The following is a 15629-nucleotide window of genomic DNA, read 5'->3' as shown; positions in this document are numbered from 1 at the left end:
GTGTCCGGTGGGCCGCCCGCGGCCGGCGTCATCGCGGGCCGCGACGCTTCGCGCGACGCAGACCCGCGGCCGTGAGCCGGCGCAGCAGCTCCTTGCTGCCGACCTCCACCGCTCCCGCCCGCACGGCGGCGGCGTAACGCGCGCTCGGTACGTCGTAGTGGTCACGGTCGAAGGCACGGCGCGGGCAGCCGATGGCGGCGGCGACGCTGTGCAGCTCGTCGTAGGAGACGTCGCTGACCAGGTGTGACCACATGCGTCCGTGGCCCGGCCAGGTGGGCGGGTCGATATAGACGGTCACCCGCGGCTCACAGCCACTGGTGCAGCGCCCCCACTCGCGCCACCGTCGTCGACGTCTTCGAGCAGACCCAGTGCGGGTCCTCGCCCAGTTCCGGTTCCACATCCAGCGCGTGCGGCTCGGGCCCGACGCACACCGGGCACAGCGGCCACCGCCCGTACCTGTCGAGCAGCGCGTCCTGCACGTCCTGGGCTACCAGGCCGTGCACGAAGACGATGCCCTCGGGCCACTGCTCGACCCACCACCTGCGGTGGGAGACCGCCTCCTCGACGAGCGAGACCACGTCCGCGTCGGCGACCTTGCCCGCCTCGAGGTCGGCGAGCACGAGCGCCCGCGCCGCGTGAAGTGTCTGCTCAAGCGTGTCCATACCTCCATTGGACCAAAGTTCCGCAGCCGACCGCGGCCGTCGGCGCCGACGCCGGGACCACGGCGGGCCGACGCCGTACCGGCCACGGATTTCTTGGGCCGGTCGAAAGGCTTGACGGAGGCCCCGGGCCGAAAATATCTTCCGTCCGTGACGACATACCTGAAGGAAAGTTTCGCCAGGGGCGGCCGCCCGCACGGCAGATCCCCCAGTGGCGCCGTCGCCCCGCCCGCCGCCCCGCACCCCGGCCCGCCCGCACCGGGCGCCCTCGCCGCCAAGGTACGCACGATGGCTCCGTCGATGACGCGCTCCATGCAGCGCGTCGCCGAGACCGTCGCGGGTGATCCCGCCGGCTGCGCCCAGTTGACCGTGACCGGCCTCGCCGAGCGCACCGGCACGAGCGAGGCCACGGTCGTACGGACCTCCCGCATGCTCGGCTTCCCCGGCTACCGCGACCTGCGGCTGGCCCTCGCCGGTCTCGCCGCCCAGCAGGAGTCCGGCGCCGCGCCCGCCGTCACCGCCGACATCGCCGTCGACGACCCGATCGCCGACGTCGTCGCCAAGCTCGCGCACGACGAGCGGCAGACGCTCGCCGACACCGCCGCCGGTCTGGACACCGTCCAGGTGGAGGCGGCCGTCAACGCCCTCGCCGCCGCCCGGCGCGTCGATGTGTACGGGGTCGGCGCCTCCGCCCTGGTCAGCCTGGACCTCGCGCAGAAGCTGCTCCGCATCGGCATGATCGCCCACGCGCACGCCGACCCGCACCTCGCGGTCACCAACGCCGTGCAGCTGCGCGCCGGCGACGTGGCGATAGCCATCACCCACTCGGGCCGTACGGTCGACGTCATCGAGCCGCTCCGGGTCGCCTTCGACCACGGCGCCACCACCATCGCCATCACCGGACGCCCGGACGGCGAGGTCGCGCAGTACGCCGACCACGTACTGACGACGTCCACCGCGCGCGAGAGCGAACTGCGGCCGGCGGCGATGTCGAGCCGAACGAGCCAGCTGCTGGTCGTCGACTGTTTGTTCATCGGCGTGGCGCAGCGTAGGTACGAGAGCGCCGCACCCGCGCTCGCCGCCTCCTACGAGGCGCTGGCCCACCGGCACTCACCGCGCCCGCGCTGATACGGGCGGCGTCCGCACGGGGCGCGCCGACACGGCCGCCCGCCGACACAGCCGCCGACCCCGGCCGGACAATGCCGACACCACCGACAACACCGACGTACCGTCAAGTCGCAGCCGTACCGCGCCCGTCAGAAAGAGCCGCTCCTCTCCCATGACCTCCACGGCCGACACGCCCTCCTCCTACAGCGACCTGCGCACGCAGCTGGAGTCGCTGACCACCGAGGCGTTCCGAAGCGAACTGTCCGACATCGACCAGCTGCCCACCCTCGAGATCGCCAGGATCATGCAGGGCGAGGACGCCACCGTCCCGTCCGCCGTCGCCGCGCAGCTGCCGCGGATCGCCACCGCCATCGACGCCACCGCCGAGCGGATGGCGCGCGGCGGCCGCCTCGTCTACGCGGGTGCGGGTACCGCCGGGCGGATGGGTGTGCTGGACGCCAGCGAGTGCCCGCCCACCTTCAACACCGACCCCACCGCCGTCGTCGGCCTCATCGCGGGCGGCCCGGGCGCGCTGATCACCTCCGTCGAGGGCGCCGAGGACAGCAAGGAACTGGCCGCCGCCGACCTGGACGAACTCCATCTGACCGCGGCGGACACGGTCGTCGGGATCTCCGCCTCGGGCCGCACCCCGTACGCGGTCGGCGCCGTGGAGCACGCCCGCGACGCCTACGGGGCGCTCACCATCGGCCTGTCCTGCAACGCGAACTCGCCACTCGCCGCCGCGGCCGACCACGGGCTCGAGATCGTCGTCGGACCGGAACTGCTCACCGGCTCCACCCGCCTCAAGGCGGGCACGGCGCAGAAGCTGGTGCTCAACATGCTGTCGACGATCACCATGATCCGTCTGGGAAAGACCTACGGGAACCTGATGGTCGACCTCCGCGCCTCCAACGAGAAGCTGCGGGCCCGCTCGCGCCGGATCGTCTCCCTCGCGACGGGCGCCGGGGACGAGACCATCGAGGCCGCACTCACCCAAGCGGACGATGAGGTGAAGACCGCCATTCTCATCGTCCTGGCGGGGGTCGACGGCCGTACCGCCGTGCGGTTGCTGGACGCGGCGAACGGTCACCTGCGTGCCGCGCTCCGCGCCGCCACCGAAAACAGCTGAGACTGACAAGCGGCAGGTTTTCCGGCTCCGGGCCACCCCGGACCCCCAGAGAGCGACCCGCACATGAGCGCAGACAAGAACCGCCGGCTCGCCGAGACGATGCTCGCCCTCGTCGGCGGCGCACGGAACGTCACCTCCGTCTCCCAGTGCATGACCCGGCTGCGGCTCGTCCTGGCCGACCGGTCCCTCGTACAGGACGCGGCGCTGCGGGCGCTGTCCGAGGTGCTGGGTGTGGTCGAGGACGACACCCACTTCCAGCTCGTGCTCGGACCGGGGAAGGTCGCGCGGGTCACCCCCGAGTTCGCGGCCCTGGTCGACGCGGCCTTGGTCGAGGGGGGCACAGGAGCCGGCGACCCGTCGCCGCGTCCGGGCGCGGGAGCGGGAGCGGGCTCGGTCCTGGGCTCGGATGCGGCCCCTGACTCTGCCCCGGACCCGGACCCCGTACCGGCTCCGGCGGCCACCACGGCCGCGGAGCTGGCGGCCGAGGGTGCCTCGATCCGCGCCGCGCGCGGGCAGCGCAACGCCACGCCGGTGAAGCTGATGCTGCGCCGCGTCGCGAACATCTTCGTTCCGCTCATCCCCGCCCTCATCGGCTGCGGCATCGTCGCGGGCCTCAACGGCCTGCTGACGAACCTGGTCAGCAGCGGCGACGCCCGCTGGGCCGCCGGCATCGTGCCGGCGCTGACGGCGATCTCCACCGGCTTCATGTCGCTGATCGCGGTCTTCGTGGGCCTCAACACCGCAAAGGAGTTCGGCGGCACACCCGTGCTCGGCGGCGCGGCGGCGAGTGTCATCGTCTTCGCGGGCGTCTCCGACGTCTCCGCCTTCGGGGAGAAGCTCGCCCCGGGCCAGGGCGGCGTGCTGGGCGCGCTCTTCGCGGCGCTGCTCGCGGTGTACGTGGAGAAGTGGTGCCGACGGTGGGTGCCGGTGGCGGTCGACGTCCTGGTCACTCCGACCCTCACCGTCCTCGTCTCCGGCCTGGTCACCCTCTTCGGCCTGATGTACGTGTGCGGCCTGCTGTCCACCGGCATCGGCCACTTCGCCAACTGGCTGCTCCTGCACGGCGGAGCGGGCGCCGGCTTCGTGCTCGGCGGCCTCTTCCTGCCGCTGGTGATGCTCGGCCTGCACCAGGCGCTGATCCCGATCCACACCACCCTCATCGAGCAGGACGGCTTCACGGTGCTGCTGCCCGTCCTCGCCATGGCGGGCGCCGGCCAGGTCGGCGCGGCCGTCGCCGTCTACGTCAGGCTGCGCCGCAACTCCTCGATCCGGAAAACCGTCAAGTCCGCGCTCCCCGCGGGCTTCCTGGGCGTCGGCGAGCCGCTGATCTACGGCGTCTCCCTCCCGCTGGGCCGCCCCTTCATCACCGCCTGCGTGGGCGGCGCCTTCGGCGGCGGCGTGGTCGGCCTCTGCTACCAGCTCGGCACGTCCGTCGGCTCCACCGCCATCGGCCCCTCGGGCTGGGCGCTCTTCCCGCTGCTCAAGGGCAACCACGGGCTGGGTGCCATCGCGCTCATCTACGCGGCCGGCCTGGCGGCCGGTTACGTGGCGGGCTTCCTGGCGACGTACTTCTTCGGCTTCACCAAGCAGATGCTGACCGAGCTGAACGCCGAGCCGGCCGCGGAGAAGCGCCCCGCCGAGAGCCTGGTGGTCGCCGGCCACACGCCTCCGTCCGCCGCCGGCCAGAGCGAGGGCAAGGTCAAGGTCAAGGGCGAAGTCAAGGGCGACAACGACGGTGACGACGAACCCGAGGGCGAGCCGAAGCAGCCGGCCGGCGTCTGAGGCGGGCGGCGGCTCACCCGTTCGGATGAGGACCGGCAGATACGCCCCGAGTAAGCTGGGCCCGTCGGCGAGGATCCGGCTCATGGGAGCAGTGATGAGTGTCGAGCCCGAGCACGAGTGGCCGCGCCCCCCTGTGGGCGGATACACGGCCGACGACCTGGACCGGCTGCCGAATCTGCCTCCGCACACGGAGCTGATCAACGGGAGCCTCGTTTTCGTGAGTCCGCAAGCCTATTTCCACATGTGCGCGATCAACGTGCTGCAACGGCACCTCGTCCGCTGCGCCCCACCGGACGTTGCGGTCATCCGGGAGATGACCGTCACGCTCGGCCGTCGCAACCGCCCCGAACCGGACGTCATGCTCGTACGAGCAGAGGCCGTCACCGCCATGGGGCAGACCTCCTTCCAGCCGGAGGACGTGCTGCTGGCCGCCGAGGTCGTCTCACCGGACTCCGTCGACCGCGACCGCGACACCAAGCACCGCAAGTACGCGGCCGCAGGCATCCGCCACTACTGGCGGGTGGAGAACGACGGTGGCCGCGCCGTCGTCTACGTCTTCGAACTGGAGCCCGCCACGGGCACGTACACCCCGATGGGCACCTTCCGCGACCAGCTGAAGCTGACCGTGCCGTTCCCGCTCGACATCGACCTGACCGAGGTGCAGGGCCCCAGGTCCTGACCGCGGACCCCGCGGGGTCCGCGGGGTCCGCGGAAGAATCCAGGGCGGTCATCCTCCCCGTCCGTCACAGTGGGAGATCCCCCGAAGCCAGCGACAGGAGCAGGTTCATCCGGTCGCGGTCCTGCTCGGCAGCGGCACCCGGCTGTTCGAGCACCTTGGCGGCCGGCTCCAGCTCCAGCGCACCAAGGTGGTCTCCACTCCGAACGCCACTCACCTGCGATTCAAGGTGATCCGTTGACTGGCGTCTTGGGACACGCGAAACCACCCAGTACTGCCGGAGGCCGTGAACACCTGGTGTCAGACCTCTCTGGCACTCTCGTGCCCATGGCCCACGAGAACCCTCACGACGTCGTACAGATAACCGACCCGCAGGACGTCACACCAGACCTGCGGCGCGAGTTGATCGAGTGCTGGGTCGCCGTCACCAACGCCGGCGGGGCCGCCGGGTTCCCGTTCCCGCCGGTCGACGGTGCCCACCTCGCCCCGTTCGCGGACAAGCTCATCGGTCAACTCGACCCGGAACGGAGGCGTCTGCTGCTCGCCCTGTCGGGCGACGCTCTCGCCGGCTGGGTAGTCCTCGACCGCGACCCCGACCGGCTCATCTCGCACTGGGGCACGGTCAAGCACCTCCAGACCCACACCGCCTTTCGCGGGCTCGGCATCGGGTCCAGGCTCATGCGGGCGCTCCGGGTGTTCGCCCGCGACGAGATGCGGCTCGAACAACTGCATCTCGCGGCCCGGGGAGGCGCAGGACTGGAAGGGTTCTACTCCCGGCTCGGCTGGCGTGAGATCGGCCGCTGGCCCGATGCCCTCCGGCTCGATGGCGGAGACACACGCGACGAAGTCCTCATGGTGCTCACTCCGCTCTGAGGAGCCGCAGGGCCGCCGGGCGGCGGATCAGCTGCGGTTGGCCACGTACAGGCTCTGCACGCTCCGGCCGATCGGCCCGTCCTCGTCGTGCAGCGCCGTGTCCGCGAGTCCGATGCCTGCCGCGTCCACGCTCGTACGGGCGTCCACGCACACCCACTCCCCGACCGGGTGCCGGTGCAGGTGGACGGTCAGGTCGGGGTTGACGAAGAGATGGGCCTGGAAGTCGAGCACGTTGCTCACCCCGTTGCCGGAGTCGGCTGCGAGCAGGACCCTCTCCAGCGGCGCGGTCTTCTCACCCGCGACGAGCGGTATCCGCGGGCGCATCCAGCAGGTCGCCGGGCCGTTCTCGGTGAACGCGCCCGCCGCGAACCGGCATTCCATCGCGGTGTGGTAGCCGACGTCCCACGGGACGGGGAAGAACGGCTGCGGCCCGGACTCCTCCGGCCCCGGCACCAGCGGGCCCTGGCTCACGGCGGGCACCGACTCGGGCGCCGTCCGGATGCGCAGCGCCCGCGCCCGCATCACCGGCGCCCCCGGCTCCCCGCCCTGCGGGCTCAGGGACGCCTCCAGCAGCTCCACGCTGCGGCCCGCCCGCATGACGGTGACGTCCACCGCCAGCGGCTGGATCGGCACCGGGCGCAGAATCTCGTACGTGATCCGCGCCAGCCGCATGTCCTGGCGGGCGCCTTCGCGGCGCTCCATCACATGGCCGAGCAGCGCAGCCGGCGGCCCGGCGTGCTGCGAGTCGGCGTCCCAGGGCCCCCGGGTACCGGGCGTCGGCGCGAACCGGTTCCCGCCCAGCGGCTCGAAGAAGGCTTCCGGCAAGTCGGTCGGTACGGCCATGGTGGAAACCCTCCCGCTGAAGCCATCTGCCCGGAACGGCTCGCCGCCGTCCGGCTGTTCGCAGCAGGATAGGTTACCTATCGGTAGTCCGGGTCGATGAGGACGCCGGGGTTGAGGACGCCGCGCGGGTCGAGGGCGGACTTGGCGGCCCGCAGGGCGAGGGCGAAGATCTCCGGGCGCTGCCGGTCGTAACCCGGGCGGTGGTCCCTGCCGACGGCATGGTGATGGGTGACGGTGGCCCGATGGTTGCCGAGGATGTCCATGGCGGCGGCCTTGATCTCGTCCCACATCGCGATCTCCTGCCCGCGGCGCGCGGCGGCGATCACGGTGAAGTACGGGGCCGGACCGTCCGGATAGACGTGCGTGAAGCGGCAGTTGATCAGCCCCGGCGCGCCGGTGATCTCCTCGACGGCCGCACCGAGCTCGTCGCGCACCGCATGGTAGAGGTCGGCGGCACGGTCCCAGGTACAGGCGGTCTCGAAGGTCTCGGTGATCGCGCTCATCCGGGCCATCGCGTCGCGCTGGTACGGCATCCGCAGGAACGCCTGCCGCCACGCACCGACAGCGGTGTCCTGGCCGTCCTGCCCCTGTCCGTCGCGGGTACGAGGGCCGTTGGAAACACCGCCGTGGTCACGGCCGATTTCGATCAGCTCCGCGAGGCGGCTCTCCACCGGATGGTGAGCCGATTCCACACCCACGACGAGGATGCTCTCGCCGTTGTGTGCCGCCCCGGCCAGGGCCGCCTCGCCGGGGTCGAGGAGGCGGCAGTTGGCCGGATGGAGTCCGGCCTGGGAGATGGCGCGGACCGCCTCCATGGCGGCGCCGACGTCGGTGAACGCCAGAGACGTGGATGCCTTGTGTACGGGGCGGTCCTGCAGGCGCATCCATGCCTCGGTGATGACGCCGAGAGTGCCCTCCGAGCCGAGGAAGAGCCGGTCGGGCGCGGGCCCCGCCCCGGAGCCCGGCAGCCGCCACGACTCCCCCGTCCCGGCGGGGGTGACCACCCGCAGCGACTCGACGAAGTCGTCGATGTGCGTGTGGAGCGTGGCGTAGTGGCCGCCGGCCCGGGTGGCCAGCCAGCCGCCGAGGGTGGAGAACTCGAAGCTCTGCGGGAAGTGGCGCAGCGTGTAGCCGTGCGGGCGCAACTGGTCCTCCAGTACCGGTCCCAGGGCACCGGCCTGGATGCGGGCGGCCCGGCTGACCGGATCGACCTCCAGGACCCGGTCCATCGCCGAAAGGTCCAGTGACAGCACCCCGGCATGGCCTCCGGCGCCGTCCCCCTCCCGGTACTCGGTGCCGCCGACCACCGAGCTGCCCGCGCCGTACGGGATGACGGCGACGTTGTGGGCGGACGCCCAGTCGAGGACGTCGACGATCTCGCTCTCGGAGCGGGGGAAGGCGACGGCGTCGGGCGCCGCTGCCAGATCCCCGCACAGCGCGCGCATCACATCCCGGTACGCCTTGCCATAGGTGTGCCCGGCGCGGTCGCGCGGTGCGGCGGAGACGCGGTGGGCGAGCGTGCCGGGCGGCGAGATGCGGGGACGCGGAAGATCCACGCCGTCGAGGGCCGGTACCGGCAGCGGTTGGGACGGCAGCCCGGGCAACTGAGCGCCAAGGGCGGCGCATTGGGCGTCGGTCAGGGCCTCCGTTTCCCAGCCCCAGCCCCACCAGGAACGGGTGCGATGTGCGGGCGACGTCTCTTTCGCAGTCATGGGTACGCCCCTCTCGTGGCTGCCGGCCTGCTGACCGTACCGGGCAGTAGGCCGGCAGACCATGGAGGGCGGGTCACCCGCGCCAGGCACGCCACGGCCGTTGGACGATCTCCCTGTACGTGTGATGCGTGGGGCGCCGCCCCGCGTGCCGCAGCGTCCAGTCCTGTACGTCACCGAAATCCACGCTCGCGTGCGACCGCTGCCCGCACACCGCGCACTCCATCGAGAACGTCACCGGCTCGGCGTCGGGCTCGCGGTCCGGCGACAGGGTCCACTGCTCGTACCGGATCACGCTCCGCGCGCTCACGGCATCCTGCTCTGCCGGTTGAGCTCGGCCACCCGCGCGCTCAGCTCCTCCATCACCAGCGCGACCCGCAGATGTTCGGGCGGCACGTCCCACTCCTTGCCACCGGCGAGCGGCCTCAGCTGTACGTACGGCCCTTCGGCCCCCATGACCCGCCCGACGCGGCCGGAGCGGGTGTCGACGGCGAACGCACCGAACGGTGGAATCTCACTGGTCATGGCACACACCGTCGCCCTCTGTGACTATGGTCACGAAGTGACGGGAGCGATACGGACGGTGGCGTCCCGGCCGGGGAGAAAGCCGGTATCACACCCGTCCACCATGTGAGTTGGGGGCGTCATCTGCCATGCCACACGTGAACGGGCAACCGCCGGCCGCCTGGCGGTACTGCGGCAACCAGGTCAAGCTCTGGCGCACGCTGGCCAGCGTCTCCCGCGAGACGCTGGGCGAGACCGCCGGATACGCGGCTGACACGGTCAAGTCGATGGAACAGGGCGTCCGCATGCCGACGCCCAAACTACTCGACACCGCCGATGAGTTGTTCCACGCCAACGGGCTGCTGGGCGGCGAAGCAGTACCTGGAGCGCGAGAAGTTCCCGGCCCGATCGCAGGACTTCTTCGCCCACGAAGCTGAGGCGATCAGCTTGTGGTGGTACGAGCCCCTCCTGATTCCCGGCTTGCTGCAATCCGAAGCAACAGCACGTGCCTTGCTCAGCGCGCATCGACCGCCGCTGGACGACGAGGTGATCGAGAATCGCGTCACAGCACGGCTGGAGCGGCAGTCTCTGCTCCATCGAAAGCCGCCGGTGGAGTGCAGTTTCGTGCTCTACGAAGCCGCACTGCGTTGCCCGGTGGGCGGTACCTCCGCCCACCACGCCCAGCTGCGCCACTTGGTGCATCTCTCAGAGCTGCGTCACGTATCGCTTCAAGTGCTGCCCTTCGCTGTGGGAGCCCACCCCGGCCTCAACGGGCCGACAGTGCTACTCGAAACCCGTGAGCATGAGCTGATCGCACTCGCGGAAGGTCAGTCCGTCAGCTATCTCACCTCGGATCTGCGGGACATCAGCGCGGCTCGACAACGCCATGGCATGATCCGAACGCTGGCTCTCACCCCTGACGAGTCGGCCCGGTTCATCAGCAGGGTTGCGGAGGAGCTATGAGTCAGGAACTGGACTGGTTCAAGTCGAGCTACAGCGACACCGAGGGCAGCAACTGCGTCGAAGTCGCCCTGTCCTGGCACAAGTCGAGCTACAGCGACACCGAGGGGAGCGCCTGCGTCGAAGTGGCCCTGTCCTGGCACAAGTCGAGCCACAGCGACAGCGAAGGCAGCGCCTGTGTCGAGGTCGCGACCTGTCCTTCCGCCGTCCACGTACGCGACTCCAAGGACCCGCACGGCCCGCAGCTCACCTTCCCCGCCCCCGCGTGGACGCCCTTCATCGCAAAAGCCAGGTAGCGTGCGCACGCTCACCTACTTCATGGCCACCTCCATCGACCTCACGGACTTCGCTCTCGCCTCGGCCCGTACGTTCGCGAACGGCACACTCGTCACGACCTACAACCGAAAGCGGTGACGCCCACCATGGCGCGGAGTAGGAACAGGTAATGGTCGATTCGGCGGACCCGGTCGCGCTGAGAAGCCGGTGGGCCGAGATGCTGGGCTGGGTCGTGCTCAACGACTCCGGCGAGGAGTACGAGATCCGCCCCGCCCCCGACCGCCTTAGGGGTTGATCTTCGCGCCGGTCCCGGACCGGAAAGTCGTCAAGAACCGCCTGCACCTCGACTTCCGCCCCGACGACCAAGAGGCAGAGGTGGCCCGGTTCCTGGCTCACGTCGCCCGGCACGCCGACGTGGGGCAGCGCAGCGACGAGCCCTGGATGACCCTCGCGGACCCGAACACGCCGGACTACCAATTCTACGGATCGGCCCTGGTCAGCGCATAGAAATGCCCCGCCCGCGCTCCTCGGGGGTGGAGTCACGGACGGGGCCGGTAGGGTACGTGGCCGGTCAGTGCGGTGCGGAAGTGGACGCGCGCAATTCAGCGAGACGGCGCTGATACAACGGGCCGATGGCGTGCGCGCCCCTGGCCTCGCTGGGGGTGGCCTGTTCGATGAGGTGATGGGACACGGCCTTGAGGTGAGCAGCCCAAGCGATCACGTGCTGTTGAGCCGTCCGCCCGCATTCCTGCGGTTCACCAGGGAGGCACAGCGGGAGTTCCGGCCCAAGCTTGTTGGCTGCGTGCCGGACGTACCGAGCGATGGTGAGCCATCCGTCCTCGGTCCGCCGAATGGCGCTGCCCTCGGTCTCCCACCCCCACGGGCCGAAGTCGTCCCCGTGATCGTCCATGTGTGCGCTCCCTTGTGATCAGCGGATTAGGCAGGTGCGGCGATCGTAGCCGCGCTACCCGCCTCCTTGGGGTCGCAGTGCCCGACCGAGGGAACGCACGGCCCGCACGGTCCACACATGGGGAGGAATTGCGGGGGCGTGCACGACTGAACACCTTCACCGTGCACCGCCGTGATCTCGGCCGTGGCATTGGCCATCTGCGCGCCGCCCCAGATTTCGGAGATCGGCTTTTCCCGCACGTTGCCGATGGTGAGGAATCGACCCAGGACGCACGGCCATACGTCGCCGGTCGGGCCGATGGCGCATTTCTCGTGTGCGCAGTGCCCGCACAGATCAGCGATGGTTGGTGCGGCCCCCTTGCTCGCCCGCCCGAATGCGCGCGTACGGTCTCCGCCGACCGTTCCGACACCGAGCCCCGTAAGGTCCTGCGCCGCTTCCTGCACGCGCTGGCCGTCCCGCACGGCGACGACTCCACCCCGCAGCGGGATATCGAGTGCCAGCGCCTTTTGGACGTTGGCGCGAGTCTTCTTGTGTGACCCTCGGAGTTGCGTCAACTGGTCGTGTTCCTCGGCAGTGTCCGAGTAGTACGACGTGGCGAGCTTGACGCCGTATTCCGTGAATGCGCCCCACAGGGGTTCGCGGATGTGGGTCATGTTCGAGAACACTTCGACACCGAGGCCACGCCCGTGGGCGTGCTTGATCAGTGCGGGCAGGCTCGGGTAGAGCGTCGGCTCTCCTCCGATGAACTGAACATCCAGCGTGCCCATGTCTGCAAGCTGGTCAATCACGTTCAGCCAATCCTGCACGGCCATGGTCCCGTGTGTGCCCTTGGGCCCGCTGTCCGCGTAGCAGTGATCACAGAACTCGTTACAGAGTCCCGTCACCTCCAGCCACGCGAATAAGAGTCGGTTTTCGGCAGTACTCATCGCGCGTCTCCTTACGACCGGGGTGTGTGGTAACCCACCCCTGCCGAGATTCCGAATACGTGGGGGAACGATTTCGGTTACGTCCGGCAGGGGCGGGAGTTCAGAGGCGGCCGGTAGCGGCCAGCGTGGGGATTGCTGTAGCGAGTACGGCGACTACGAACACGAATACGGACCAGCCGAAGCGGCGTACGTACTTCACGCGCCCTCCAGCGGAACGCAGTTGGGGCAGTCGTCCGAGTGGAGCGGCGACGGGGGGGGTGAGTCGGCCGGGCAGGTAGACGACACCGGTAGCGCTGACCGGCCGTCGTACTGCGTCCACCAACCGGCCGGAGAGTCCGCGTACGGCCCGTGGGGTCGTCTATGAGGCCCCCCTGACTAGCTCGGGGTCCGGCAGAGGCCACGTACGGCTCTTCTGTGGCTTCACAGGCGCTGTCACCGACGCGCCGCCCGCTTGAGCCCCTGCGGGTCCTCACAGTCGATGTGCTGATACGTGACGACCGGCGGGCCCGACTGCCTTTCCAGCGCCACCCGGCGGCACCGCTCAAGCTGGGTGATGGGCTTCTGACAGCCGGTGCAGGTGCTCCCAAGCGGTACGAAGGTTGAGTACTCGTACCCGCGGACGTCGCTGTTCGTCGTGGTCTGGCTCGTCATGGTCACCATCCCGCTTGTTCCATCGAGTCCGGTGCTGCTGATGGGTGTTGGACCACAGAAGCGCGGCGAGTTGCCCGGCACCACAGCAAAAAGGCCGCAGTCCTGCCGCACCCTGGCCGCACTGGCTACGCTGACCAGGGAAGACGCACCCGCACGAGGGAGGACCGGCAACGATGACCAGCAGGCGGCGGAGGTTCGCGGAGCGCCGGAAAGCGTGCGGGTTCAATCAAGAGGAATTCGCAGAATCGGTCGGCGTAGATCGCTCTACGGTCCAGCGCTGGGAGAACGAAAAGAATGATCCGCAGCCCTGGCAAAGGCCGAAGATTGCTAAAGCTCTGGAAGTCACGGCAAGCGAGCTCGACGCGCTGCTGGCTCCGGACGCTTTCGCCCCGCCCGCGCAGGCCCTCCGCGAATGGCTCGCCGTTGCAGATTCCAATAGTGACGACGAATTCGACGCTCTCGAACTGGCTAGACGGGTCGCGGCAAGTGACGTGGGAAAGGAGACGTTGAGCCGACTGGAGAAATCCTTCGATGAGCTAGCCATGAAGTACCCGAAGTCTCCGCCACAGGATCTGGTGGAGCGCGTAAGAAAACACTCCGCTTATATCGCGCATCTCATGGATGCCCGGATGACCCTCGCCGAACAGCGGCGCCTGTACGTGATCGGAGGTTGGTTTCAGCTTTTGGGCGCTACCCTCCACATCGACCTCAATCAGGAGAACGCCGCTACGGCCCGTCTGCAAACAGCGGCCACCCTCGCCCAGCACGCCGAGCACCGCGAAATTGAGGCGTGGTGTTATGAGACGGACGCTTGGCGGGTTCTCACGGACGGCGAATATGGCCGCGCACTGGAACTCTCCCAGATCGCGCAGCAGCTAGCCCCGGCAGGAAGTTCGGTCGCCATTCAGGCAACAGCGCAAGAGGGAAGGGCAAGAGCACGCCTCGAGGAAAGGGTCGCCACCTACGCGGCCATAGAGCGCGTACAGCAAATGTCGATGGCGCTCGTGCCACGAAAGGGCACCGCGCACCATTACCAGTACGACCCCGGTAAGTCCCTGGCCTATACCGCAACAACGCTCGCATGGGCCGGAGATCCCGCAGCAGAGACCTACGCGCGGGAAGTCATCGCACGACTCGCCCCCGCTGACGATGTAGAGAAATGGCCGCGCCGGGTCGCGTCAGCGAATATCGATTTGGCCTTGGCCTTGCTCGGTGGTGACCGGCTGGACGAGGCGTGCAATGCAGCACAGCGAGCCATACTGTCCGGCCGCATCGTCCCGTCGAATCACTGGCGTGCGCTGGAAGTTGTCAAGGCCGTCGAGACTCGGCAACTCCCGGAAGCGTCAGACCTCCGAGAGGCTTACCGCGCCCTGCATCGCAAGGCCAGGTAACGCGCGCAGGCTGACCTACTTCATCGCCACCTCCATCGACCTCACGGACTTCGCTCTCGCCTCGGCCCGTACGTTCGCGGACGGCACGCTCGTCACGACCCACACCCGAAAGCGGGAAGGCAACGAGTTCTGCATCCTCGGCCCACGCTGCGGCTGAGCCCCGGCGCTTGAGCTCCGAGACACGAGGGTCCAGCTCCGAGCTCCCTTTTGAGGAATGGGTGGTTGGTCTCTCCCCCACCAGCCCACCCTCGTCAAGGAGCGGGCCCGGCGGTGAAGTTAACTCCCTGCTTTCGTTTTGACACAGCGAGTTGTTTCTGTCTAGCGTTCGCTAGACAGAAACAACCCCTGCCGGTGCTGGAACACCGAACAGGGGTCTGACCTCAGAGATCGAGGCACGATCCCCATGGCTGCTTCAAACTGTATCGCTGCCCCGCCCGAGCCTTCGCATCCGTTGGCCAATCCGGGCTACGGGAAGCGCTGCGTACCCGACCAACTTCCCCGCCGCCACGGCGACTTCTCGCACCTTCCCAGGCGGGAAGCCTCCATCGCGGCGTACATCGACGGGCTGCCCGACGGCGCCGCCGTCGACATCAAGACACTCGCCGCACACCTGCCCGACTACGGCCAGGCCGCCTGCCGTACGGCCCTCAACCGGATCGCCGACGCGGGCCATCTGCGCCGTTTCCGCGAGCAGATCGATACTGCGGACGGCGGCAAACGCTGGGTCACCCGTACGTTCTTCAGCCGCGGGGCCCGCGACAACGCCTGGTGGCGTGCGTTCCAGCGCAGCCACGGGCTCATGCCGCTGTACGCCGAGGTCGGCGAGCCCGACACTCGCCAACCGGCCGCTGTAGAAGCCGAGTCCGCACCCGTGGTGCCCTCGCCGCGCAGGCCACCGAGACCACAGCACCCGGTTCGTACGCCCGCCTACGACGCGCTCGCCGCCCTCGGCCGCGCCGAATCCCGCCTCACACTCTCGGCGCGCGACTGCGCCGCGCTCGAAGCGCTCGCCGCCCAGTGGCTCGCCCGCGCCCCGGACCGTACGCACTTCACCTTCGCCCTGACCGCCGGGCTGCCACCCGAGATCACGCACCCGGCCGCTCTCGTCCGGACACGCCTGGAGAACAAGATGCCGCCCGAGCCCGCCGAGACCCAGCAGCCAAAACTGATCATGCTGTGCACCAACTGCGACCGCCCCGGCGAACCGGACGCGCTGCCCGGCGGGCTGTGCGC

The 15629-nt window shown here is 69.5% G+C and carries 19 protein-coding genes and 1 pseudogene; 11 read left to right on the top strand and 9 right to left on the bottom strand.

Features of this window, described 5'->3' with window-relative positions; all coding sequences use genetic code 11:
* Positions 1-28 precede the first annotated feature (28 nt).
* Together ACRDP3_RS04605 and ACRDP3_RS04600 are read right to left on the bottom strand one after the other, a co-directional pair.
* Positions 29-298, bottom strand: a complete 270-nt coding sequence (locus tag ACRDP3_RS04605; protein WP_431515512.1) for a DUF4031 domain-containing protein — start codon at positions 296-298, stop codon at positions 29-31.
* Between the two features lie 7 nt (positions 299-305).
* Positions 306-662 (bottom strand): hypothetical protein, encoded by a 357-nt coding sequence (locus tag ACRDP3_RS04600; RefSeq protein ID WP_431515511.1) that lies wholly within the window; start codon positions 660-662, stop codon positions 306-308.
* Between the two features lie 147 nt (positions 663-809).
* On the opposite strand from ACRDP3_RS04600, the gene ACRDP3_RS04595 reads away from it, so the two are divergent.
* From ACRDP3_RS04595 to ACRDP3_RS04580, 4 genes are all read left to right on the top strand, one after another.
* A complete protein-coding gene (locus tag ACRDP3_RS04595; RefSeq protein ID WP_431515510.1) occupies positions 810-1787 on the top strand; it encodes a MurR/RpiR family transcriptional regulator in 978 nt (325 codons plus the stop codon).
* Between the two features lie 151 nt (positions 1788-1938).
* Positions 1939-2895 carry an N-acetylmuramic acid 6-phosphate etherase gene (murQ, locus tag ACRDP3_RS04590; protein ID WP_431515509.1) on the top strand — a complete coding sequence of 319 codons (957 nt, stop codon included), beginning with the start codon at positions 1939-1941 and terminating at the stop codon, positions 2893-2895.
* 63 nt (positions 2896-2958) lie between these two features.
* On the top strand, positions 2959-4677 hold the full coding sequence (locus ACRDP3_RS04585; RefSeq protein WP_431515508.1) for a PTS transporter subunit EIIC: 1719 nt from the start codon (positions 2959-2961) through the stop codon (positions 4675-4677).
* A gap of 94 nt (positions 4678-4771) precedes the next feature.
* Positions 4772-5356 carry a Uma2 family endonuclease gene (locus ACRDP3_RS04580; RefSeq protein ID WP_431515507.1) on the top strand — a complete coding sequence of 195 codons (585 nt, stop codon included), beginning with the start codon at positions 4772-4774 and terminating at the stop codon, positions 5354-5356.
* A gap of 64 nt (positions 5357-5420) precedes the next feature.
* On the opposite strand, the gene ACRDP3_RS04575 is transcribed toward ACRDP3_RS04580, so the two are convergent.
* Entirely contained in the window at positions 5421-5570 is a 150-nt protein-coding gene (locus ACRDP3_RS04575; protein WP_431515506.1) for a hypothetical protein, read from the bottom strand.
* Between the two features lie 110 nt (positions 5571-5680).
* Between ACRDP3_RS04575 and ACRDP3_RS04570 the strand changes: the two genes are divergently transcribed.
* Entirely contained in the window at positions 5681-6226 is a 546-nt protein-coding gene (locus ACRDP3_RS04570) for a GNAT family N-acetyltransferase (RefSeq protein ID WP_431515505.1), read from the top strand.
* A 27-nt stretch (positions 6227-6253) separates the two neighbouring features.
* Here the strand turns inward: ACRDP3_RS04570 and ACRDP3_RS04565 are convergent, their stop codons facing one another.
* The 4 genes from ACRDP3_RS04565 to ACRDP3_RS04550 form a co-directional block, all read right to left on the bottom strand.
* Entirely contained in the window at positions 6254-7069 is an 816-nt protein-coding gene (locus tag ACRDP3_RS04565) for a thioesterase family protein (protein WP_431515504.1), read from the bottom strand.
* A 77-nt stretch (positions 7070-7146) separates the two neighbouring features.
* Entirely contained in the window at positions 7147-8781 is a 1635-nt protein-coding gene (locus ACRDP3_RS04560; RefSeq protein WP_431515503.1) for an FAD-binding oxidoreductase, read from the bottom strand.
* Positions 8782-8854: 73 nt separating this feature from the next.
* Complete coding sequence (locus tag ACRDP3_RS04555; protein WP_431515502.1) at positions 8855-9088, bottom strand: hypothetical protein; 234 nt, start codon at positions 9086-9088, stop codon at positions 8855-8857.
* Positions 9085-9303 (bottom strand): hypothetical protein, encoded by a 219-nt coding sequence (locus ACRDP3_RS04550; RefSeq protein ID WP_431515501.1) that lies wholly within the window; start codon positions 9301-9303, stop codon positions 9085-9087. The genes ACRDP3_RS04555 and ACRDP3_RS04550 overlap by 4 nt, the downstream gene beginning before the upstream one ends.
* A gap of 137 nt (positions 9304-9440) precedes the next feature.
* Here ACRDP3_RS04550 and ACRDP3_RS04545 point away from each other — a divergent pair, with 137 nt between their 5' ends.
* From ACRDP3_RS04545 to ACRDP3_RS04530, 4 genes and pseudogenes are all read left to right on the top strand, one after another.
* Positions 9441-9719 carry a helix-turn-helix domain-containing protein gene (locus tag ACRDP3_RS04545; RefSeq protein ID WP_431515500.1) on the top strand — a complete coding sequence of 93 codons (279 nt, stop codon included), beginning with the start codon at positions 9441-9443 and terminating at the stop codon, positions 9717-9719.
* Between the two features lie 10 nt (positions 9720-9729).
* Positions 9730-10245 (top strand): DUF5753 domain-containing protein, encoded by a 516-nt coding sequence (locus tag ACRDP3_RS04540; RefSeq protein ID WP_431515499.1) that lies wholly within the window; start codon positions 9730-9732, stop codon positions 10243-10245.
* Entirely contained in the window at positions 10242-10538 is a 297-nt protein-coding gene (locus ACRDP3_RS04535; RefSeq protein WP_431515498.1) for a DUF397 domain-containing protein, read from the top strand. The genes ACRDP3_RS04540 and ACRDP3_RS04535 overlap by 4 nt, the downstream gene beginning before the upstream one ends.
* A gap of 149 nt (positions 10539-10687) precedes the next feature.
* Positions 10688-11025: pseudogene (locus ACRDP3_RS04530) on the top strand (VOC family protein).
* 64 nt (positions 11026-11089) lie between these two features.
* On the opposite strand, the gene ACRDP3_RS04525 reads toward ACRDP3_RS04530, so the two are convergent.
* On the bottom strand, positions 11090-11428 hold the full coding sequence (locus tag ACRDP3_RS04525) for a hypothetical protein (protein WP_431515497.1): 339 nt from the start codon (positions 11426-11428) through the stop codon (positions 11090-11092).
* Between the two features lie 26 nt (positions 11429-11454).
* Positions 11455-12354 (bottom strand): radical SAM protein, encoded by a 900-nt coding sequence (locus tag ACRDP3_RS04520; protein ID WP_431515496.1) that lies wholly within the window; start codon positions 12352-12354, stop codon positions 11455-11457.
* Positions 12355-13178: 824 nt separating this feature from the next.
* Between ACRDP3_RS04520 and ACRDP3_RS04515 the strand changes: the two genes are divergently transcribed.
* Positions 13179-14396 carry a helix-turn-helix domain-containing protein gene (locus ACRDP3_RS04515; RefSeq protein ID WP_431515495.1) on the top strand — a complete coding sequence of 406 codons (1218 nt, stop codon included), beginning with the start codon at positions 13179-13181 and terminating at the stop codon, positions 14394-14396.
* Positions 14397-14847: 451 nt separating this feature from the next.
* The coding region (locus ACRDP3_RS04510; RefSeq protein ID WP_431515494.1) for a hypothetical protein at positions 14848-15629 on the top strand (782 nt) is incomplete at its 3' end.

Source organism: Streptomyces sp., assembly GCF_050698815.1.
Lineage (GTDB): Bacteria > Actinomycetota > Actinomycetes > Streptomycetales > Streptomycetaceae > Streptomyces.
This window is presented reverse-complemented; position numbering and strand designations above follow the sequence as displayed.